The sequence below is a fragment of the Roseiconus nitratireducens genome, assembly GCF_008629675.1.
GTDB classification, from domain to species: Bacteria; Planctomycetota; Planctomycetia; order Pirellulales; family Pirellulaceae; genus Stieleria; species Stieleria nitratireducens.
Window position 1 is genome coordinate 59,125 of record NZ_VWOX01000010.1, and the last position, 21,842, is coordinate 80,966.

At 60.4% G+C, this 21,842-nt stretch carries 13 protein-coding genes; 6 read left to right on the forward strand and 7 right to left on the reverse strand.

What is annotated here, in order from left to right; all coding sequences use genetic code 11:
* Nucleotides 1-184: 184 nt before the first annotated feature.
* Nucleotides 185-1,906, forward strand: a complete 1,722-nt coding sequence (gene ggt, locus FYK55_RS17445; RefSeq protein WP_150077736.1) for a gamma-glutamyltransferase — start codon at nucleotides 185-187, stop codon at nucleotides 1,904-1,906.
* A gap of 39 nt (nucleotides 1,907-1,945) precedes the next feature.
* On the opposite strand, the gene FYK55_RS17450 is transcribed toward ggt, so the two are convergent.
* The 6 genes from FYK55_RS17450 to pyk all read right to left on the reverse strand — a co-directional run bounded on the left by FYK55_RS17450 (nucleotide 1,946) and on the right by pyk (nucleotide 14,813).
* The gene (locus tag FYK55_RS17450; protein WP_150077737.1) at nucleotides 1,946-2,365 is read right to left on the reverse strand and encodes an ATP synthase F0 subunit B; all 420 of its coding nucleotides are present in this window, start codon (nucleotides 2,363-2,365) and stop codon (nucleotides 1,946-1,948) included.
* Between the two features lie 79 nt (nucleotides 2,366-2,444).
* Entirely contained in the window at nucleotides 2,445-3,158 is a 714-nt protein-coding gene (locus tag FYK55_RS17455) for an HPF/RaiA family ribosome-associated protein (RefSeq protein ID WP_150077738.1), read from the reverse strand.
* A 987-nt stretch (nucleotides 3,159-4,145) separates the two neighbouring features.
* Nucleotides 4,146-5,651 carry a sulfatase family protein gene (locus tag FYK55_RS17460; RefSeq protein ID WP_150077739.1) on the reverse strand — a complete coding sequence of 502 codons (1,506 nt, stop codon included), beginning with the start codon at nucleotides 5,649-5,651 and terminating at the stop codon, nucleotides 4,146-4,148.
* 64 nt (nucleotides 5,652-5,715) lie between these two features.
* On the reverse strand, nucleotides 5,716-11,301 hold the full coding sequence (locus tag FYK55_RS17465; protein ID WP_150077740.1) for a PAS domain-containing protein: 5,586 nt from the start codon (nucleotides 11,299-11,301) through the stop codon (nucleotides 5,716-5,718).
* A gap of 666 nt (nucleotides 11,302-11,967) precedes the next feature.
* Complete coding sequence (locus FYK55_RS17470) at nucleotides 11,968-13,104, reverse strand: DUF5658 family protein (RefSeq protein WP_150077741.1); 1,137 nt, start codon at nucleotides 13,102-13,104, stop codon at nucleotides 11,968-11,970.
* Between the two features lie 188 nt (nucleotides 13,105-13,292).
* On the reverse strand, nucleotides 13,293-14,813 hold the full coding sequence (pyk, locus tag FYK55_RS17475; protein ID WP_150077742.1) for a pyruvate kinase: 1,521 nt from the start codon (nucleotides 14,811-14,813) through the stop codon (nucleotides 13,293-13,295).
* 386 nt (nucleotides 14,814-15,199) lie between these two features.
* On the opposite strand from pyk, the gene modA reads away from it, so the two are divergent.
* Genes modA through FYK55_RS17490 form a run of 3 tightly spaced genes read left to right on the forward strand, consistent with a single transcriptional unit; the run spans nucleotide 15,200 to nucleotide 17,795 of the window.
* On the forward strand, nucleotides 15,200-16,021 hold the full coding sequence (gene modA / locus FYK55_RS17480; protein WP_161604593.1) for a molybdate ABC transporter substrate-binding protein: 822 nt from the start codon (nucleotides 15,200-15,202) through the stop codon (nucleotides 16,019-16,021).
* Nucleotides 16,018-16,680: a molybdate ABC transporter permease subunit gene (gene modB / locus FYK55_RS17485; RefSeq protein WP_150077744.1), complete on the forward strand. Its 663-nt coding sequence runs from the start codon at nucleotides 16,018-16,020 to the stop codon at nucleotides 16,678-16,680. The genes modA and modB overlap by 4 nt, the downstream gene beginning before the upstream one ends.
* Nucleotides 16,677-17,795: an ABC transporter ATP-binding protein gene (locus FYK55_RS17490; RefSeq protein WP_150077745.1), complete on the forward strand. Its 1,119-nt coding sequence runs from the start codon at nucleotides 16,677-16,679 to the stop codon at nucleotides 17,793-17,795. The genes modB and FYK55_RS17490 overlap by 4 nt, the downstream gene beginning before the upstream one ends.
* 73 nt (nucleotides 17,796-17,868) lie before the next feature.
* Here FYK55_RS17490 and FYK55_RS17495 read toward each other — a convergent pair whose 3' ends face one another.
* The gene (locus tag FYK55_RS17495) at nucleotides 17,869-18,309 is read right to left on the reverse strand and encodes an NINE protein (protein WP_201743737.1); all 441 of its coding nucleotides are present in this window, start codon (nucleotides 18,307-18,309) and stop codon (nucleotides 17,869-17,871) included.
* Nucleotides 18,310-19,181: 872 nt separating this feature from the next.
* Between FYK55_RS17495 and FYK55_RS17500 the strand changes: the two genes are divergently transcribed.
* Nucleotides 19,182-20,240, forward strand: coding sequence for a glycosyltransferase family 2 protein (locus FYK55_RS17500; protein WP_235908775.1), 1,059 nt, complete (start codon nucleotides 19,182-19,184; stop codon nucleotides 20,238-20,240).
* A complete protein-coding gene (locus tag FYK55_RS17505; protein ID WP_150077747.1) occupies nucleotides 20,237-21,814 on the forward strand; it encodes a hypothetical protein in 1,578 nt (525 codons plus the stop codon). Before FYK55_RS17500 ends, FYK55_RS17505 begins: the two co-directional genes overlap by 4 nt.
* Nucleotides 21,815-21,842: the final 28 nt, after the last annotated feature.

A 21,842-nucleotide genomic window follows, 5' to 3' on the forward strand; every position in this document is an offset into this window, starting at 1 on the left:
ATTGCGAATGGCGAAAGACGTGGTGCGGATCGCCATCGGATGACGTTCCACGGATTCGGGTCTTGAAAGTCGTTCCCCTGCGCGAGGGAGTCCCCGAGTGGTTGATCCGTGAGATATCATAAGGGACCACCTCGTGCTGGATGTTGGTTTCTCATGCGCAAACTCTTACCGATCGGTCGTCCTGATGCGTTCATTTCTCTCGCTGGCGTGCTTCATCGGACTTTCCGCAATTAGTAGGGCGCAACCTTCGATGCCTGCGGGGCCTTACGACCGTCCTTCGGGCGACCCTCACCAGAGCCGTTCGACCGTGATCGCAACCGAGGGGATGGTTGCAACCAGCCATCCGTTGGCAGCATCGGTCGGAGTGGACGTCTTGAAGGCAGGTGGAAACGCGGTTGACGCCGCGATCGCGACCAACGCGATGCTCGGATTGGTCGAACCAATGAGCTGCGGGATTGGCGGCGATTTGTTTGTGATCTATTGGGATTCAAAAACTCAAAAACTTTACGGATTGAACGCCAGCGGACGAAGTCCGTACGGGATCAGCCGTGAAGTGTTTGCGCAGCGAGGCCTGACGGAGATTCCCGTCGAGGGCCCGCTGGCCTGGTCGTTGCCCGGGTGCGTCGACGGTTGGTTTGAGCTTCACGGTCGTTTTGGATCCAAACCTTTCTCGGAAATCCTGGGTCCCGCCATCAGCTACGGAAAGCGGGGCTTCCCCGTGACAGAAATCATTGCGGGATACTGGAAGGGGGCGGAAGACGCGTTGGCAAAATACCCCGACTCCGCCAAAACCTTTTTGCTAGATGGCCACGCCCCGTCGGAAGGCGACGTCATGCGCAACGAGAACTTGGCGCGGTCCTACGAACAAATCGCCGAAGGGGGACGAGACGCGTTCTACCGAGGATCGATTGCTGAGCGGATCGTTCGGTTTAGCGAGTCGCATGACGGATTTTTCTCTCTGAAGGACTTTGCCGACCACACGTCCACCTGGGTCGATCCCGTTTCAACAACCTATCGTGGCTACGAGGTCTGGGAACTGCCTCCGAATGGGCAGGGAATTGCAGCGCTGGAAATGCTGAATCTGCTGGGCGGTTACGACATCGCGGCGATGGGGCGACAGAGTGCCCAGTACCTGCACACGCTGGTGGAGGCGAAGAAGCTGGCGTTTGCCGACCGGGCAAAGTTCTATTCGGATCCCGATTTCAACGATTTGCCAGTCCGAGAATTGATTTCACCAGCATACGCTCGGCGGCAGCGCGAACGCATTGATCCGGAGCGAGCGGCGACCGACGTTCCCGCCGGCGATCCTCAGCTTCAGCACGGTGACACGATCTATTTGACGGTGGTCGACAAAGACCGCAATTGTTGCTCATTCATCCAGAGCAATTACTACGGCTTCGGATCCAAGGTGACACCGGGCGATGTTGGATTTGCGCTGCAAAACCGCGGGGCGCTGTTTGCCCTCTCGGACGAGCATTTCAACCGGCTGGAGCCTCACAAGCGGCCGTTTCATACGATCATTCCGGCCATGGTCACCAAGGACGAAAAACCTTGGTTGTGCTTCGGAGTCATGGGCGGGGACATGCAACCGCAGGGCCACGTTCAGGTGCTGGTCAACCTGATCGACTTCGGTTTGAACGTTCAGGCGGCCGGTGACGCCCCACGGATCCGTCACGTCGGGTCCGCGCAGCCCACAGGATCCGAAATGGAGGCCGGTGGCGGCACGGTGAACGTGGAGAGCGGCATTCCGGAAATGGCGATTCGCGGTTTGTTGGCCAAGGGACACCGAGTGGCCCGAGTCGTGGGCGGGTTCGGCGGCTACCAGGCGATTCAAATCGACTGGGAACGAGGCACCCTGCATGGTGCCTCCGAGCCGCGGAAGGACGGTATCGCTCTCGGATACTGAACATCGCGACTTCTGCGGGAATCTACTTAACGTGATCGATCAATCAGCTTCTTCAACCGCCTCGGAAGGAGATTTCGGAGCGACCTCCTCTTCGCGGATAATCACATCGACGTCTGTCTGACTGGTCTGCGTTTCCGGCTTCACGAGTTCATCCTCCGTCAACTGCTCTAGCTTTTGATTGAGTTTGCGTTCAGCCTGGTTGACCATTTCATCGGCCTCCTGTTTGGCATCCCGGACCTCCTGTTCGGCATCGTCGCGAGCGTCGGACAGGATCTCGACCGCTTCATCTTCTGAGTCGGCAATCAATTCCGCGGCGTCCTCGCGAGCCTGTTCCAGTTCTTCCTGGGCGGCTTGAGCCTGCTCGCGGAGCGTCTGGGGCTCTTCCCGGCCACAGCCAGCGGCAAACAGCGAAAAGGAAAGAATCGAACCGGCCATCACGGCCGTTTTTTTGATTTTCATGAAGTGTCCTCTTCGGGTAATGGTCTGCTTTCAGTCGTGCGACTTTATCGTCTAGTAGCGAGCCGGTATCGCTGCCCAGCTACGCTTCGTCCCAGGTCTGTTGGAACCGGATCGCTTCAAGTTCTCCGTCGGGATCGCGAACGATTGCCTTCAGGGCAGGATCGATCAAAGATTCAATCCACTGACCGAAAAACATTTGGGTATTCCAATGGGCGTATCGGTCGAACGCCAGCATGAAAGTTTCTTCGACCAGATCGTTGATTGTAAAACGTTCGCCCAGCATCGCCTGAATCTGTGGGTACCGCTGCACCCATCGTCCGATCCGGTCTCGCAGACTCTCCTCGATCGGATACATGCCTTTACGAAATTGACTGTAGTCGTCCTGTTCGATGGCCCGGGCAATCATCTCACCGTCAAGTCGCTGCTCCGGTTGGACGTTCATCGTCGTCCCGGCGACTTTGCGTGCATGTTCGGGTTCGCCTGACATGGCTTCCTTGTAATGCTTGATGCGACGGACCATCTTTTCAACGCTTGTCTCCATTCCCGCGTGCCAGGAATCGGTCACATCGCCGGTGGCAAACGTCTGTCCGGGAAGGACCAGGGCCAGCTTGGTTTCGTATTGTTTGCTGTGCTTGTTGAACTTGACATTCACGTGCAGCGTCTTGGTGGGGAAGTCCCGGACCAACGGTTCCAGACGGTCGATCTCGAAGGTCATTTGGTCGGTTTCGCGAGTCGACGGCTGAAATCCAGAAACGTCCAAGTCGGTGTTCATGGTGGATTCGGAAAATGACATCAGGCGGCCTCCTGTTTCATCCGGTTTTGAAGCCATTGGGGTCAGCAGCACGGTCACCAACCCCGATCTGACGCAAATTGGGGCAAATGGTGTGCCAGAGCGTGAGGCGGGAACGGGCAAATCGGACCCTCGTTCCCAGGCTCCGGCCTGGGGACGCAGGGGATGCTGGCTCCTGCCAGCTGTTTGCGCGGCGGTGGATGTTTTGCAGTGGCGTTGGGCGGCAGGCGGGAGCCTGTTTTGCAGCGGGTTCCAAGGCGGGAGCCTTGGAACCAGGGGGATACACACAGCAGCGCGAGCTAGACTTCGCTCGCAGAATGACGCTCGTTCCCAGGCTCCGGCCTGGGGACGCACTTGATGCTGGCTCCTGCCAGCTGTTTGCGCGGCGGTTGATGTTCCGCCATGCAGACGCGGGGTGGCAGGCGGGAGCCTGCTTTGCATCGGGTTCCAAGGCGGGAGCCTTGGAACCAGGGGACGCACACAGCAGCGCGAGCTAGACTTCGCTCGCAGAATGACCCTCGTTCCCAGGCTCCGGCCTGGGGACGCACTGAATGCTGGCTCTGCCAGCTGTTTGCGTGGCGGTTGATGTTCCTCCTTGGCGATGCGGGGTAGCAGGCGGGAGCCTGCTTTGCATCGGGTTCCAAGGCGGGAGCCTTGGAACCAGGGGGATACACACAGCAGCGCGAGCGGGACCTCGTTCGCAGAATGAAACTCGTTCCCAGGCTCCGGCCTGGGGGCGGACTGAATGCTGGCTCTGCCAGCTGTTCGCGTGGCGGTTGATATTTCGCCATGCCGGCGCGGGGTGGCAGGCGGGAGCCTGCTTTGCAGCGGGTTCCAAGGCGGGAGCCTTGGAACCAGGGGGATCTGGCGACCGTCGGTGAGCCGCGTGGCGCGAGCCGCGGGTTCTCCTCGCCTCAACCGGCCGCTAGCGCCTTGCCGCTGATCGTACTGCGAATCACGGTGTTTTTGATTGAAAGTGGCACTGTCCAGTTAGTTGGAGGGCGATGTCTGCTGGGCCCACTGCGGCGTACCGAACCAGGCATCCATTTCCTGTCGAAATGGAGCAACGACTGCTTCGGGTTCCAGCAGGTAGCCTCGGTCGCCCGTTTCGACCATCCAGGTGTCCAGGGCTGCACGCAGCCGCGTCAAAGCCGATTGATGCTCCGGTGATTCAGATTTCGCGAGATTGTGGATCTCGTCTGGATCCGTTTCGGTATCGAACAACATTTCGTTTGGGAATGGTTCCATCAGCTCCAAGGGCGGGCCGGAGAGTTTGCCCTGGGCTTTCAATTGCCGCATCAGCGGTTTGACCAGAAAGCATTTCTCTTTGTACCGGTTCAGCGTCTCAAAGCCGGCTCCTGGGGTGTAGTTTCGGATGTAGTGGTACCGCCTGTCGTGGACCGACCTCATCCGGACGACGGTTTCATCGATTCGGTCGCGAGCAGCAAAGGCGAAGGTTCGCTCCGGTCCGGCATCGCGTCCCAAAAAGACTCGGCTCTGCATGCCCAGTGGGGGCGAGATTCCGACCAGCCATAGCGAGGTTGCGGTCAGGTCCAGCAAGCTGACCACGCGTTCGCTGACCGTCCCAGGTGGCTCGCTCTGGCGAAGTCTTTGATAGTTTGGCGCGTCACGAACAATCAGCGGGACGCGCAGTCCCTGGTCGAACGGCCAATGAATCCCGCGGGCGGTCAAGCGTCCGTTGTCGGCGAAGAAAATGACGATGGTGTCATCCGCCATCCCGTCCGCTTCGAGTTGCTCCAAAATCTGCCCGACGCGGATGTCGGCTCCGCTGACGGAATTCAGGTAGCGAGCCCATTCCTGACGCACGATGGGGTGATCCGGATAGTAGGGCGGCGGATCGACGTTGGCTTCGGTTGCGATTTGCGGATGCGTCTTTTCACCCACCCAGGGCACGCGTTCTTTTTCCGCGGACTTGCGGTCGTAGATATCGTACTCCGCTTCGGGCAAGTTGATCTGCGCGTAGAACGGCTGGTGGTCTTTCAGGTCGTCCCAGTTGTCACTGTCGTACAACGCACCTTCGTTGGTGAAATTCAGATCCAGCTTGCCCGTGCCGACCGTTTGACCGCCGAGCTTGGTGACGTTTGCGGTGAAGTAGCCGGCATCCTTTAGACGATGCGTCAGCGGGCGGATTCCCGGTGGCAGTCGGAAACCATCCTCGCGGTGAGACCGCATGTTGTGCGTATCGGTGGTTGTCTGGTACATGCCCAGCATGAAGCAAGATCGGCTGGGCGCGCACACCGGGGACGTCGCGAAGGCATTGTTGTAGCGAACGCCGCGCTGTGCCAAAGCGTCCAAATGCGGCGTCGCTACGTTCGCTTGTCCGTAGCAGCCGAGATCGGTCGAAAAATTCTCGCCAACGATCCACAACAAGTTCGGCGGACGTTCCGCCGCGGACGACGGGGCGGGGGCCGCGGCAGTCAGGCTTGCGATCAGCGCGGGGAACAACCACGCGCGGAAACGTTTTGGTGGGATCATCGATCGGCACAACGTCGAAAGGAGATGAGTGGGGAACGGAGGGCGCGACCGAAAAGGTCGCCGTTCAAGGATTGGTCAATCGATGGACCATTCCGATCAGCGCGGCAGCGTCGATCGGCTTGCTCAGGTAATCATTGCAACCGCTTTCGAGGCAACGGTGCATATCACCCTGCATCGCATCCGCGGTCAGGGCGATGATGGGATGCTTGTAACCGAGTGCACGCAATTGCCGTGTCGTCTGGTAGCCGTCCAGGTTGGGCATCTGCATGTCCAACAAGATCAGATCGGGCAAGTCGCCGCTCGAAAGCCGCTGACCAATGTAGTTGACCGCGACCTGTCCGTCTTCGGCTTCGTCGACGGTGGCACCGGCGCCGGTCAGCAGCCGTTTGCTGAGAAAGCGAATGTCACGGCGATCGTCGACGACGAGCACGCGGCAATTCAAGCGGGGTGGTTCAGCCGGTTTCTGGGGTCCGGAGTCCGGCCGCTCCGGCGGACGGACCAGCGATACATCTTGCAGCGGCGTGGTGGCGATGGTGACGCGGAATCGGCTGCCGCGTCCGGGTTCACTTTCGACGGTGATGTTTCCGCCAAGCATGCCGGCCAATCGCTGGCTGATCGCCAGGCCCAATCCGGTGCCCCCAAAATCGCGGCTAACGCTGGCGTCGCCCTGAGAAAACGTCTGGAAGAGCTTCTTTTGCTGTTCCTCCGTGATTCCAATCCCGGTGTCGATGACGTCGAACGTCAATTCGGACAGCTCCTCCTGACGGTGCTCAATCCGTAGCGTGACACTCCCCTTGCGGGTGAATTTGATGGCGTTCCCGAGCAAGTTGATCAGGATTTGTTTCAGCCGTTTCGGGTCCGTCTGGATGACTTCGGGGATGCGGCCGTCGTAGTGCACGTGCAATTCCAGGTCGTTTTCGCCGGCACGCACCTCCATGATCGTTCGGACATCCTCGATCAGACGCGCCAGGCTGAATCGTTGAGTGTGGATCTCAAACTTCCCGGCTTCGATTTTTGACAGGTCCAGGATGTCGTTGATGATGTCCAGCAGGAATTCGCCGTTCCGCCGGATGGTCGAAAGATATCCGTCACGCTCCGAATCGTCGCAGTCCCGGAGCAAATCGGCGTAGCCAATGATGGCGGTCATGGGGGTGCGGATTTCATGGCTCATGTTGGCCAGAAACGCGCTCTTGGATTCGTTGGCTGCCTCGGCCAAGCGTCGCGCTTGCTCGAGGGAACGCTCGAAGTCGCGTTGCGGGGTGATGTCCAGTCCTGTGCCGATGATTTGGGTCGGACGACGATTGTCTCCGGTCCCAGAGAACAGCGTTTTGGTTTGAACCCGAACCCAGCGGACCTCTCCGTCGGGACGAATGATTCGGTGATCCAAGGTCGACGCTTGGGAGAGATTTCCCGCTAACAGGTTCTGGAAATGCTGTCGGCAGAGTTCGACATCGTCGGGGTGCACCACATCGGGCGTATCACCGGGACGGAACTGGATCGCGGCATCCTCCGCATAGCCGAGAATGCGTTTCATCTCGGGCGAGAACGAGACCGTCTGTTTGCGCAAGTCGATGTGCAGCATGCCGAACCCGGCGGCTTTGGCGGCCACACGGAGGCGTTGTTCACTCAGGCGCAGTTCGCGTTCCTGTTGCTTCCGTTCGGAGATATCCAGTTCCACACCGATCATGCGGCGTGAAGATTCGCCGTCCGGTTCGCTGAGATGTCCCAACGAGATCACCCACCGGTATCGTTTCGACGTTCGGCGGATGCGATATTCGCAGCGATACGGGATCTCTTGGCTGGCCGACTGGCGCATCGTTTCTTCGACGCGATCGCGATCTTCCGGATGCACCAGATTGAGAAACTGATCCAGTCCGTTCAGAGTCGTGATTGCCTCGAGCCCCGCCTGCTCACTGGCGACCCCGGACCACGACAATTTGTCGTCGTCGACCATCCAGTGCCACAACCGCAGCTCCGCGGCGCTCAGGGCCAATCGCAGACGTTCTTCACTGGCGACGATGCGTCTTTCGAATTCCTTTTGCTCGGTGATGTCCCAATTCAGACCGTGCATCCGCAAGATGCGACCCTGGTCGTCCCGGATCAAGTCACCCACACCCGCCAGCCAGCGGACTTCGCCGTCGGGGCGAATGATTCGGAATTCGTGGTTGTAGGCATCATCGCCTCGGGTGGCCTTTTCCCAGACAGCCTTGAGCTCGGCCAGGTCATCCGGATGAACACTGGCGAAGAACTGTTCCGACGACGCGGTCGTGTCGCGCGAGATCCCCAGCAGGTCGTACAGCATCGGTTCCCAATAACTGCGTTCCTGACTCCACTCCCACGCCGCCATCCCGCCGGCACGCAATGCCATCGACGCGCGGCGTTCGTTTTCGGCAAGCTTTTCTTCACTCGCTTTGCGGGCGTCGATGTCAACGCCGGAAGGAATCACGTGGGTGACCACACCGTCGTTGTCTCGGACCGGGACCATCATGAAGTCAATGGTCATCCGAACATCGTTCGCCATCCGGACGACGGCGTCATAGCGGACGACTTCGCCTTGCACGGCGCGGAAGAACGCTTGCTTCATCTCTCCGGCTACCGCGGCGTCGTAGTTCCACCACGGCGTGTCCCAGAACTTCTTTCCGATCACCGTTTCGCGATCCACCCCGCCGACCTGCAAGGCCGCCGCATTGGCTTCCAGCAACGTGCCCTTGGTGTCGAGCACACCGACGAATCCCATGATGTTGTCAATCACGCGACGCAGGTCGCCTTCGCGATCGGCAAGTTCCAGCTCCCATCGCTTGCGGTCGGTGATGTCGCTGTTCATGCCGATCCAGCGCAGAACGGTTCCGTCCGGGTCGCGTTGGGCGATCGCGCGGACCTGAGTCCAACGCCACACCCCGGAATGGTGCCAAAGCCGATAGTCAACCGAAAACGGCTCGATACTGGCGACCGCTTTCCGCCAGGCATTGAATGTTCGGTCTCGGTCTTCAGGGTGAATCGCATTGATCCAACCCTTGCCTTTCCACTGCTCGAACGTTTGACCGGTGAAGGCCCGCCAGCTGGGTGAATCCTCGATCACGTCACCATCCGCGTCGGTCATCCAGACGATTTGCGCGGACGCTTTGACGAGCAACTGGAAAAGTTCTTCGCGACGCCGCAGTTCGGTCACGTCGGTGAAGGTCAGGACGACGCCGTCGCGGCGGCCGGTTCGCGTCTTGTACGGCATCACCCGGCGGATGTACGTTCGGCCCGAATCGGCCGTCAGCGTTTGTTCGACACGTTCAGATTCCCCCAGCTCCGCCAATTCGGGCAACGGGGGCATGTGCTGGACCAGCGGGACGAAGCGGGACAGCGGGCGTCCGATGTCGGTCGGGATCAGGTCGTAGATGGCCGTGGCCGCGGGGGTGAAACTGCGAATGCGGTATTGATCGTCCAGGAAAATGGTGGCGACCTGCGTGCTGCGGAGCAGGTTTTCCAAGTCGTCGTTGGCCCGAGACACCGCCTCGCTCGCCGACCTCATTTCCTCCTTGGACGTTTCCAATTCCTCATTCGCCGATTGCAGTTCCTCGTTCATCGACAGCAGTTCTTCGTTGGAAGATTTCAGCTCCTCATTGGCTGCTTCCATTTCCTGCATCGTCTTTTCCAGGTCGGCGCGAACCGTGTCCAACTCGCGCTCCATCTGTTCGACGACCGCGTTGTTCGATGCGGCATCACGACCGGTTGCCGCATCGGAAGAGGTGGACGTCGATGCATCGATCGGCAACCCGACATCGTGGAACACCACCAGAAACAGCGGTTCCTCCTGTCCCAGCCCGGGCATGGGCTGAACCGTCAACATTACCCGTTGGATCTGATTTCCGACGCGAATCGACAGGTTGTCATGCTGGACGCGGCGAAGTTTCCGTTTGGCGTCCAGAATTGCCGCCCTCAGTCCGATTCGTAGCCCTTCGCTGGCCATCCGCGTGATGTTGTTCTCATAGGGTCCGGCGCTGACCGTCAGGTACTTCTGCATGTTGGCCGATGCATTGAGCACCTGGCCGGACTCGTCGACCACGACGGACTTCGGAGCAAATTCATCAAGGACGATTTTTTGCCGAATCTCGGTCAAGTCGGTCGCATCGGTGTCCGCCAGCTGTGGGGCCGACGATAGGCCGCTCGCCGGCGGACGAAACTTCATCGCAGCCGCCGAGCCCACCGCGGTTCCTTTGCGTTGCGAGATGCGGTGCGCCGCGTTGATCGGACGAAAGAGCTCGGCGTGTGAGGCGACATTCTCACTTGGCCCCAGGAACAGATAGCCGCCCGGCAGCAGGGAGAAGTGAAACAGCGGCATCAGCTTGTTCTGCAGATGCCGGCCCAAGTAGATCAGCAGGTTCCGACAGGAGATCAGGTCCAACCGAGAAAACGGAGGGTCGCTGATCAGGTTGTGCGACGAAAACAGCACCTTCTCTCGCACTTCTTTGCGAATCTGGTAGCGGTTGCCACGGCGGACAAAGAATCGTTCCAGCCGATCCGGGCTGACATCGTCTTCGATTCCGATCGGGTAGATCCCCTGGCGGGCATGCTGCAACGCTCGTTCATCGATGTCCGAAGCGAAGATTTGGAAATCGACCGAGACATCGTCACTGTCACGGTGCTCCTGGCACAGCATTGCGATCGAATACGCTTCCTCACCGCTCGCGCAGCCGGGGATCCAGATGCGGACGGTTTCGTCGACGTCCTTGTCGGCGAACAGTTTTGGGACCACATCGCGGGCGAGCACCTGGAAGGCATCCGGATCGCGAAAGAATGCGGTGACTCCGATCAGCAGTTCGCGAAACAGATTCTGAGTCTCGTCCGCACTGTCCTGCAATCGTTCCACATATTCATCGACACCGGCGACCTTCAACATTTGCATCCGTCGCTGGATGCGCCGGCACAGGGTGTTGGGTTTGTAGTGCTGGAAGTTGTGCTCCGTCGCCTTCAGCAGGGCGTCAGTGATCGCCGGCAAGCACTCTTTCAGGTCGGACTGCAACTTTCCATCGGTGTGGTCACGTTGCAGCTCGCTGAGATGCTGTTGAAAGGATTGCAGTTCACGCGCGATTTCGGCTGGTGAAAGCACGTGATCTGCCACCCCGGTCGTCGCCGCGCTCCGTGGCATGCTGCTGTACTTGGCAGTGTCTGCAGCTTGAGCAAACGTCAGCCCCCCGGCATCGCTAATCGACTTCAGACCCACCGTCCCGTCGCTGCCGGTGCCCGAGAGAATGATTCCGACCGCTCGACCGCCCTGGTCTTCGGCGAGCGATTGAAAAAAATGATCGATCGAAGGACTGGGTGACTGCGCCGCCCGGATGCCCGTGACGTGCGCCGTGCCTTCGGCAACTTCCAGCTGTGTTCCGGGCGCGGCCACGTACAGATGCCCCGCATGCAGCTGAGTCGACTCGGTCAACTCCACCACTTCCAGCGACGTTTTGGGCTGCAGCAGCGAAACGAGCAGCGTCGGTCGGCCGGGATCCAGGTGCTGGACGAAGACAAATGCCATCGATTCGCCTTGATCCAGCGAATCCAAAAACTCCAGCAAAGCTTCCAATCCACCTGCCGAAGCCCCGATGCCCACCACCAGCGGGGCCGTTTCGGTACGAATCGGATCAAGAACGGGGGCATCCCGATCCATGCAGAGATCTCTCCAAAAGGAGTCGTGGATGGACGATGAACGGTCGGTCGGATTCAGGCCGCAAGGTGGGCTGAAGGAACGGTTTGAACAAGGTTCCAACCGCTCTGGACGTTCCCGCGACCACCTCACCGTATCTTAACCGTCCGAAACGCTTTTGTGATGGGGCCGGTGGACGGCCGCCGGGGGGCTGGAGTAAAGATTGTGGGTGACCGACAAGCGACGCGGCCGAACGGCTGTCCGGGCGAAATTGCCCAAACGCAGCTTCGGTTCCCCATCAGGCAGGACCCTCCTGGCGCGTGTGACAACCGCCCCGAGACCCCGCGCCAACTCTCCGGCACGGCAACAACCGCAAGTGGCGGAAAGGCGTCACACCAGCTGGCCGTTTTTTTGCGGTCGCCTGTGAGTGGTGCAGCGTGCGTGGGCTCTGCCGCAACGCGGACGTAAGCGGCGTTCGACCGAAACCAGGTAGCCAGGCTCGCCAGGACGCGACTCTCCGCCGTCGAACGACGGCGGGCTCGGAAACGGCTTCGGACATTGCCCCGATCCGTCACCGCCCTGATCCTTCACTGTCTGGCTGCTTCACTGTCCAGTCGCGTCACAGTCCAGTCGCTTCACAGCCGTCGTTTCCGCGATCGTGGCAGTGACGCAACGCGATTCGCCGATGTTTCAGATGAACATCGATTGGAACGTCAGCCAGCGGGCCGTCAGCAACGTCAAAATCAGGCAACACCACCAGGCGGCGCGTTGGGCGATGGGCAAATGGTGCAACCGATACAGCAATCCGATCGAGGTCGCGGTAATACAGACCTTGAACAGGATCAGGTGGGACGGATTCGTGATGATCTGGTTCCCCAGCGGATTCAGCTCTCGCATCATTCCGGTCTGGTGGGCGGTCAGCGTCCAGATCAAATCGATAGCCGAGAGCAATGCAATGATGCCCAGCGAACGCACCACATTGGTCTTCGTCAGCAAGGCCGCTTCGGGCGTTTGGTTGTGCAGGGACATGGGCGAACTGGAAAGCAAGTGACCGAACGCCAAAACCACGATCAAGATCGCGAAGGTGGTCAGGGGAAACGCGATCCGGTCGCTCCAAATCAACGAAGCCGACTGGTGCTCGTTGGAGACTTCGGCGGCCATCTGAAGCTGGACCTGCTTTTCGGCGCGAGCCAAGAACTCCGCGGTGGGTTCGAATTCGTCGATCAGGTGCATCCAGGTTTCCCGATCCGCCTCGCGGACCAATTCCGGCGGGCAGATGGCGTCGGCAATGCGTCGGCTGGAAGGCTGGCAAAGCACTTGCAACAGGGAGTGGTCGCCCACCGACGGGTCAAGGATCAACGGAGGACTGCCGCTGCGCAGAATGACGGTGCCGCCGTGTTGAATATTTGCCAAATCGCGAGAAAACATCATCATCGGCGAACGTTCGGGAAACCGTGACATCCGGGGCCCACGCCACATCGGCCGTCTTCGAAACTCCGAGTGTTCGGCCATCCCGGTCAATCGGACTTCGTAGTCCGACAGGTCAAGCTGTTCGGCGGTGATCTCCACATCGTTGACTCGGACCAGGTCGCGATCACGTTCAATCGTGTACGGCGGAGCGACGTACACGCCGTCGATGAAGAAGTAACCGCTGTAGGAAACCGCCGCTTCGCTCGGTGTGGGTTTTCCCAGCAACACCATCGACATCGGGCGTGATTGCTGGGCATCAGCGGTGCCCATCATCAGGCCGCAAAACACCACCAATCCAGAAAACGCTTTTGAAAGTTGGAGCACCGTTGGAAAGCCGAGAGAGGTCCTGGGGGGCATGGTTCATCCTCGAGGTCGTGGTCGCGATTCTGGGACAGTGACCGATGGCAAAGCGACCGAAGATGAAACCTGGAGCCCCGCGCGGAGTTTCGGTGGGACATTCTCCCGGGGGCCAGTTTTTTGGCAAAAAAGAAATTGCGGCGTCGAAAGGAACCGCCGGCGTCGGACGGTCGACGTGCGGGAGGATATCACGCCGTTGTGGAGCACTCCGAAGCCGTTGCGGAGGCTTCGTGCGCGGGGACTCCCGCCACCTGACGCAATTGGAGCGTGTCGATGACCTGTTCGTTGGCCAAGGCGTTGGTGATCACCACCAGCCAGGTTCCCGCCCGGCACCATCCGCGACGGCTGAGGTACTCCAACGCGTCCAGGATCGTTGCCTCGGGGTCGTCGGAGAACTGCATCAGGAACGGCTCAACACCCCAGGGCAACATCAGCTGATGAAAGACGGATTCCACATCGGTGAACGCGTAGATGGGGACGCCACGCGGGCGGAGGGCGCCAAGCACATAGGCGAGGAACCCGCTCCGCGTGAATACGACGATGCCGGATTCGCCCAGTTCTTGCGCGAGCACGGCCGCCGAGCGAAGCATCTTGGCCTTCGGCTCCTTCAACCGAATGTTCTGGTTCAAATCGGCGCTGATCGAGGGTTCGGTGCTGCCGATGATCCGTTTGAGCACCTCGACGGATTCCAGCGGGTAATTGCCGGTGGTTGTTTCGCCCGACAGCATCACCGCATCCGCCTGCTCCCGGACGGCGTTGCAAACGTCAGAGATTTCGGCTCGAGTCGGCATCGGCGAGTCGATCATCGACTCCAACAAGTGGGTAGCGATGATGACCGGTTTTCCTTCGGCCTGGCAGGCACGTACCAACTCGGTTTGGACCAGGGGCAAGCGGTCGTAGTCGATTTCGATCCCCAGGTCGCCGCGGGCAACCATGATCGCGTCGGCGGCGTGAATGATGGGCCGCATGTTGCGGACGCCCGCCTGGTCTTCGATTTTGGCAATGATTCTGGCCTGGCTGCCCAACTGGTCCAGCAATTCACGCAATTCGTCAACGTCGCTCGCCTGGCGAACAAATGACAAGGCAACGAAATCGATTCCCGCGGCGACACCGGCCCGCAAATCTTTCTCGTCCTTGGCCGTCAGCGCCGGCAACCTGACCTGCACGCCGGGCAGGTTGATGTGGCGACGCGAACCCAACCGGCCGGGTGTGATCACTTGGCAGATGACGCGGTGGGAATCGGCTTCTAACACCCGCAGACGAATCAAACCGCTGTCGACCAAGACGGTATTGCCGACCTGGACATCTTCCGGCAAGCCGGGATAGTTGACCGAGACGCACCATCGCTTGCGACCCGACTCCGTTTCCGAGTCGATGGCCGGAACTCCGTCGACGTAGAATTCCAGCAAGTCGCCTTCATTCAGGTCGATCGGCGTCTCCACCGGACCGGTGCGGATCTCCGGCCCCTTCACGTCCATCATCACCGCGACGTGGCGGCCGACCTGCTGGGAGACATCGCGGATTCGCCCCACCGTTTCCCGGACCCACTCGGGCGTGGCATGAGCCATGTTCAATCGCATCAGGTCGACGCCCAGGCGAATCAGTTCCGCCAAGCGTTCGGGAGACTCGGTCGCCGGACCTAGCGTGGCGACGATTTTCGTGTGACGATAAGTGGACGCGGAGTTTTCGCCGGAAATGATTTCGGTCATTGGGACCCGCCTGATGGGTGAAAGATTATGGCTGCGGTGGGCATCATGGGTGCGAGCCAACGTCCTGTCGATTGTGCCCCCGCTCCAACGGATTCACGTCCAGAGAATTCAGGAATCGCCGAGCAGGCAGTGCCCAGAAAACGGGAAAGGCTGACCAACAAATGCGCAATCTCACCAGTTCCGCAGCGTCGGGTCGCCGGATCGTCGACGTCCACCTTCTCCCAATGGGCTGCAGCATTCAACGGGAAAGTCGGTGTCTGACCGGGGCCGCGCGACGGCCAACGTGGGTCGGATCGCAAATTCCTTCGAGCTCGAATGCAGCCTCCGTACCAAACGCATCTGAACGGCCAAGATTGCCGTCCTTGGCGGCTCCAATTGGTAAGGGCATGCATCGATTCTGCACGGTGTTGCTGGCGATTCTGTGTTTGCTGTCCAACGGATGCGACCGTTCGCTCCATACCACGGCCCCCGCCCCCACCACGGCCCCCTTGAACTTGGCTGTTTCGGCCAATCTGCAACTCGCCATGCAAGACATGGAGGCCCGTTTCGAACGACAGTGTCCCGACATCGACTTGCGGATCACCTACGGAGCATCGGGAAGTTTCTTCGCGCAATGTTGCCAGGGGGCTCCCTTCGACGTCTTCGTTTCCGCCGATACCCGTTACCCGCGCGAACTGGTTCGACGGAGACTTGCTTCGGAGACGTCCTTTGTCGTGTATGCCCAGGGGCGATTGATGCTTTGGACACCGCCCGTTGAGTCTGGTCGCGTCGGTGAACATGCGGCCGGCGATCGTGGGTTGGAGCGATTGGTCGGGGACGCATTCGGCCGGATTGCTATCGCCAATCCGCGGCTGGCCCCCTACGGTCGCGCCGCGGAAGAAGCTTTGAAGGCCGCCGGCGTCCATCCGCAGGTGAAGGATAAACTGGTGATTGGAGAAAGCGTCACGCAGGCGGCGCACTTCGCCGCGACGGGATCGGCCGACGCCGCCTTGATCGCTCGTTCGCTGTTGGAAACCCCAGCGCTTGCCAGGGGAAACCATTGGCAAGTTCCCGAAAGTCTGCACGCACCGATTCTGCAAGCCGCGGTCGTCTTGGACCGTTGCCGTTGTCGACCGGCTGCAGCCAGGTTTTGCGATTTTTTGACCGGCACGGTGGGGCAATCCATTCTGATGCGACACGGCTATTCCCTACCAAATGATGCTTCGTGAGCAGTGCGGCTTTCTGGTTGACAGGTCGATTGGCGGTTGCGACCACCGTCATCTTGTTCGTCGTCGGGCTGCCGCTGGCGTATTGGTTGGCCACGACGCGGCGACGCTTTCGCGGTCTGGTTGAAGCTGTGGTGACACTGCCTCTGGTCCTTCCACCCACAGTGCTCGGGTTCTACCTGCTGCTGTGGACCGGGCCGGACAGTTGGATCGGGTCGGTTTACGGACGAGTCACGGGGCAAACCTTGCCGTTCACGTTTGCCGGAATCCTGCTGGGGAGTGTGCTGTTCAATCTGCCGTTCGCGGTCCGTCCGTTCGCCTCCGCGATGCAAGCGGTCGATCGAACGCTGATGGAGGCGTCTTGGTGTTTGGGACAATCCCGATGGAAGACGTTCTGGCGCGTGGTCTTTCCGTTGGCCTGGCCGGGCATCCTGACGGGCTTGGTCCTGACATTCGCGCACACCGTTGGTGAGTTCGGTGTCGTGCTGATGGTTGGAGGCAACATCCCGGGTGTGACTCGGACGCTGTCGGTGGCGATCTACGATGACGTGCAGGCGTTGGACTACGCCTCCGCGGGAAGAACCTCGGTCTGGCTGGTTGTCGGATGTTTCGCGCTGCTAGCCCTGGTGCAGTGGATCTCGGGACGGAGGACGAAACGGTGAGCGACCTGCTCGTTGCCGACTTCCAGAAACGGTTTCAAGGAGTCCCGCCGATCCATGCGGAACTGTCATTGCCATGCAATTCATTTGGCATCACGGTTCTTTTTGGCCCCTCGGGGTGTGGCAAAAGCACCGTGCTGAGATGCCTGGCAGGGCTGGAGCGGCCGGAATCGGGCCGCATCCTGTTTGCTGACCAGCCTTGGTTGGATACGCAGCGTGGCATCTGTCTTCGGCCGCAACAACGCGACATCGGTTTCTGTTTTCAACAGGACGCTCTGTTCCCGCACTTGAATGTTCGCAAAAACGTGGGCTTCGGAGTGACCTCTTCCATGCCGGAGCGACGCGAAGTGGTCGATCGGGCGTTGGAGCAGTTTGCGTTGGCTGATGTGGGAGATCGTTTGCCGCATCAGCTTTCCGGTGGCCAGCAGCAGCGTGTGGCCTTGGCCCGGGCTCTGGTGCGCCGTCCCCGTCTGTTGCTGTTGGACGAACCGCTGTCCGCCTTGGACGCGAACCTGAGGGACCGGCTGCGTCCGGCCCTGCGAAGAATGTTGGCGGGATTTGGCATCCCGGTCGTGATGGTGACTCATGACCGAGTCGAGGCCATGTCGCTGGCCGATGAGATCGTGGTGATGCGCGGCGGGCGGATCGAACAACGCGGTTCGGTGGACGAAGTTTTCACGCGGCCTCGGGATCGAACGGTTGCCCAGATCGTCGGTATCGAAACCATTGAAACGGGAGTGATCCGCGAACTCGCCAACGGGATCGCCACGGTCGAGGTGCACGGGGTGTGTCTGCAGGCGGTTTCGCCGCGTGAGTCAACCAGGATGGTTCATGTGTGCATCAAGGGAGAAGACGTCACCCTGCAGCGCGGCCGCGACGGGTCAGGAGAGTCCGCGGGCGCCGTCAGCAGCCGCAACCGGTTGTCAGGCACCGTGACGGCGGTCACTCCGGAAGGCCCGCTGGTTCGGGTAGCGCTCGATTGTGGAATCCGACTGACGTCCTTGGTGACTCGTCCGGCTTGCGAAGAACTCGCTTTGCAGGTTGGCGACCCAGTAACCGCTTGGATCAAGGCGTCGGCAATCCACCTGATTCCGCTGCCGGATTCCTCGGTCGACTGACCAGAGCGATTTTAGTGGACTGATAACAGAACCCGACCACCGAAGCGGGCTGGTCGACGGTCGCCACACGGCCCTACGCGTTCAGCTCGTCAATCTGCTCATTCAACGTCAGCAGATCGTAGATGAAGCCGATCCCGAACAAGCCTCCGGTCAGCAAGAATAAGACGCCGGTGAAGACCTTGCCCATGTACAGTCGGTGGGCACCGAACAATCCCAAAAAGGTGTGGAGCCCCCAGGCGATGTTGTAGTCGATCGGTCCGATGCGGTACCGCCGCGAAGCCTCCTCGGCCATCGACGGAATCAGGAACAGGTCGACAATCCATCCGATCAGCAGCAACCCGCCGGTGAAGAACCAGATGGCACCACTGATGGGACGTCCCAGGTAAAACCGGTGGGCGCCAAAGATGCCCAGGATCCAATACAGGTACGCAATCACCGCCGGGTGCGTGGGAGCGGCTTCGTAGTAATCGTATTGGTGCTGGGTGGACGTGGGCGAATAGGCGGTCGACGTCATGGTGAATCAGTTGATTCGAGAAACATGAATATGGAAGGGAAAGGAGATCCCGGATGGAGCTCCCGACAAAATCGGCAGCCTTCGGCACTCCGTCACTGTCTAGTCGCAAAACCGATGCCAAGCTTGGCGGCAGAAATTGAGTTTTCGGGCAAAAAATGCACTTCCTCGTTCCCAGGCTCCGGCCTGGGAACGCCCTGTCCTGCTGGCTCTCGCCAGCTGTTTGCTCGGCGGGTGATGTTGGGCCGAACCGGTGCGGGGCGGCAGGCGCGAGCCTGCATTGCAGTGGGTTCCAAGGTGGGAGCCTTGGAATCAGGGGGGCGCGGTAGGAGTCCTACCTCGTTCCCAGGCTCCGGCCTGGGAACGCCCTGTCTTGCTGGCTCCTGCCAGCTGTTTGCTTGGCGGGTGACGTTTGGCCGAAACGGTGCGGGGCGGCAGGCGGGAGCCTGCATTGCAGTGGGTTCCAAGGCGGGAGCCTTGGAACCAGGGGGTCGCGGTAGAAGTCCTACCTCGTTCCCAGGCTCCGTCCTGGGAACGCCCTGTCCTGCTGGCTCTCGCCAGCTGTTTGCTTGGCGGGTGATGTTTGGCCGAAACGGTGCGGGGCGGCAAGCGCGAGCCTGCTTTGCAGTGGGTTCCAAGGCGGGAGCCTTGGAACCAGGGGGGCGCGGTAGGAGTCCTACCTCGTTCCCAGGCTCCGTCCTGGGAACGCCCTGTCCTGCTGGCTCTCGCCAGCTGTTTGCGCGGCGGGTGATGTTTGGCCGAAACGGTGCGGGGCGGCAGGGTTCGGGGGCGGATCGCTCGAGTTGCCTGTCGTCAACCGTGGCGCAGGCCTTCGCCCGTGCAGCCAATTGCCTGTTTCTGCTAGGATACGCCGCTTGAATTTCTCCCCCCCTTGCCCCCATGACCAGCGAGCACCGATGAGCGAACAGGCGGGATCCGCGACCTTTGTGATCCCCACGATGGACGAGCAGGAGACCGTTGCCGCGCTGGTGGAACAAATTGATGAGGTCTGTGGAAGCATCGGTCTGCGGCACGACATCGTGTTCATCGATGACGGTTCAACCGACCAGACCTGGAATCGGATCGAGTCCCTGGCAAACCAGAATCCGCATGTGAGCGGGATTCGATTTCGCCGCAATTTTGGCAAAGCCGCGGCGTTGTCCGCGGGCTTTGCCGAAGCCACCGGGGACGTGGTGTTCACGATGGACGCCGATCTGCAAGACGATCCGGTGGAAATCCCCAAGTTCCTGGCGAAGCTGGACGAAGGGTTCGACGTGGTCAGTGGCTGGAAACAAAAACGCAAAGACGCGTTGGACAAGACGCTGCCCAGCAAGGTGTTCAACCGGTTGGTCAGCGCGATGACGGGCGTGCATCTGAACGATCACAATTGCGGATTCAAGGCGTACCGGTCCGAGGTCACGCGGGACGTCACGCTTTACGGTGAGCGTCATCGTTTCGTGCCGGTCCTGGCTGCCGCTCGGGGCTGGCGGATCGCCGAAGTGCCGGTGGTGCATCACGCTCGCGAATTCGGCCAGTCCAAGTACGGGGTGTCGCGTCTGGCCAAAGGATTTCTGGACCTGCTGTCGATCTTTTTCCTGACCACCTTCGGGGCGCGCCCGTTCCATTTCGTGGGCGCGATCGGACTGTTGTTTTTCGTCAGCGGCGGCGTCGGCATGATCTATCTGTCCGTCATGTGGATCCTGTCGCGGGCCGTCGATTCATTGGAAGTCGTTCACCTGCACAGTTCGGCCTTGTTCTACTACTGCATCACGGCCCTGTTGTTGGGAGCCCAAATGTTTCTGGCGGGTTTGCTCGCCGAGCTGATCGTGTCGTTGTCCAATCAAGTCAAACAACCCTACAGCATCGCTGAGAGGACGGGCGGTGGCCCGCCGGCACCGAGCAGGCCGAGGTCGGCAGAGGAGTCGGAGGCATGAAGGAGTCGGTCGGGCAGGAGAGCCCTTGGGGCGTGTACACGTTGCTGATCGTGATCGCTCTGTCGGTCGTTTCCGGGCGGATCGCGGTGGTGATTAGCCGGGAAGGCGACACCGCCTTTCTGAGCGCCAACGATCGATCGCGGTGGTGCACCATTGCGGCGCTGGTCGAACACGGCACCTATGTCATCGATCCGTATCTGAATCGTCGCGGGGCGAAAGCCAATCGTCGTCCGTGGGCCACCATCGACCTGGTGCGTCACCGCGGACGGGACGGAAAGATGCACTACTACAGCAGCAAGCCGCCACTGCTTCCGACCATGATCGCCGGCGTGTACTGGGGTGTGACGCGAACCATGGGGATGTGGCTGAGCGATCAGCCGATCTATCTGGGAAGGGTCATCCTGTGGCTGGTGAACGTGCCAACCTTGGCCGTGTTCTTGCTGGCCACCATCGCCGCCTTGGATCGCGTCATGGAGGACCGCTGGGCCAAGTGGTTTCTCGCCGCGGCGACGTGCTTTGGGACCATGCTGCTGCCGTTTTCCATCGCTCTGAACAATCACCTGCCGGCTGCCGCGTCCATGGCGATGGTGCTGTGGATTTTTGTTCGGTCTTTTGAGCAACCGACGACGACGCTCTGGTGGTTCCTGGCCGGACTGGCCGGCGGTTTCACCGCGGCCAATGAGTTGCCCGCTTTGTCGATGACGGTTTTTTGGGCGGGCCTGTTCTTGTTGGTGCGGCGCGACGCGTTGATCGGATACAGCGCTGGGGTGTTGGTCGTCGCCGTCGCCTTCTTTGCGACCAACTGGATCGCCCACGAGAGTCTCCGTCCGCCCTACATGCATCGAGGCGACGGTCAGCGGATCGCGACGTTGGCACCTGCCGAGGACGGAGAACCGCCGACCGCACCGCAAGTTTTGAAGCCACTGATCGACGCCAACTTGGCGCAGCCGGATTCCCAGGTCTCCTTGCAGCCGTCACGTCGTCAAGATCGATTGCGGGTGGTGATCGGAGATTCGCTGCAAGTCGGGCTATCGCGCGTCGCGGAGGGCCAATGGGAACTGCATCACTGGGACGACTGGTATGACTACCCTTCCAGCTATTGGGTGGAAGGGCGACGGCGAGGCGTTGATGTCGGCGAGCCGTCGCGTTTTGTCTACGCGGCTCAAATGACGTTCGGTCACCACGGCATTTTTTCGTTGACTCCGTTGTGGTTGTTGATGCCGGTGGGGCTGGTCGGGGCCTGGACGTGGAACCGTCGAGAGCATCGTCTTTTGCTAGCGTCCATTGCGGCCGCGACCATCGTGTGCGGCGTGTTCTACGTGCTGCGTCCGGAGATCGACCGCAATTATGGCGGGGTCAGCGTGTGTTTTCGGTGGTTGCTGTGGTTTGCGCCGCTGTGGCTGTTTTCCGCCGCCGGTCCGGCGCAGTGGCTGGCCGCCAGGCGCTGGGGCCGCATGTTGGCGGTTGGAATGCTGGCATTAAGCGTGGCTTCCATGGCGACGTCCTTGGATGGCCCCTGGCAGTCGCCCTGGCTGTACCGCTTTTGGAGCTTTTTGGGCTGGATAGAGCCGTAAAAACGGCGGTACTATGCGATCCGCCGGA

Bases quoted from the DNA above. Each gene is read 5' to 3' on its own strand.
- ggt (WP_150077736.1), top strand. From the start codon at position 185: ATGCGTTCATTTCTCTCGCTGGCGTGCTTCATCGGACTTTCCGCAATT.
- FYK55_RS17450 (WP_150077737.1), bottom strand. From the start codon at position 2,365: ATGAAAATCAAAAAAACGGCCGTGATGGCCGGTTCGATTCTTTCCTTT.
- FYK55_RS17455 (WP_150077738.1), bottom strand. From the start codon at position 3,158: ATGTCATTTTCCGAATCCACCATGAACACCGACTTGGACGTTTCTGGA.
- FYK55_RS17460 (WP_150077739.1), bottom strand. From the start codon at position 5,651: ATGATCCCACCAAAACGTTTCCGCGCGTGGTTGTTCCCCGCGCTGATC.
- FYK55_RS17465 (WP_150077740.1), bottom strand. From the start codon at position 11,301: ATGGATCGGGATGCCCCCGTTCTTGATCCGATTCGTACCGAAACGGCC.
- FYK55_RS17470 (WP_150077741.1), bottom strand. From the start codon at position 13,104: ATGCCCCCCAGGACCTCTCTCGGCTTTCCAACGGTGCTCCAACTTTCA.
- pyk (WP_150077742.1), bottom strand. From the start codon at position 14,813: ATGACCGAAATCATTTCCGGCGAAAACTCCGCGTCCACTTATCGTCAC.
- modA (WP_161604593.1), top strand. From the start codon at position 15,200: ATGCATCGATTCTGCACGGTGTTGCTGGCGATTCTGTGTTTGCTGTCC.
- FYK55_RS17495 (WP_201743737.1), bottom strand. From the start codon at position 18,309: ATGACGTCGACCGCCTATTCGCCCACGTCCACCCAGCACCAATACGAT.
- FYK55_RS17505 (WP_150077747.1), top strand. From the start codon at position 20,237: ATGAAGGAGTCGGTCGGGCAGGAGAGCCCTTGGGGCGTGTACACGTTG.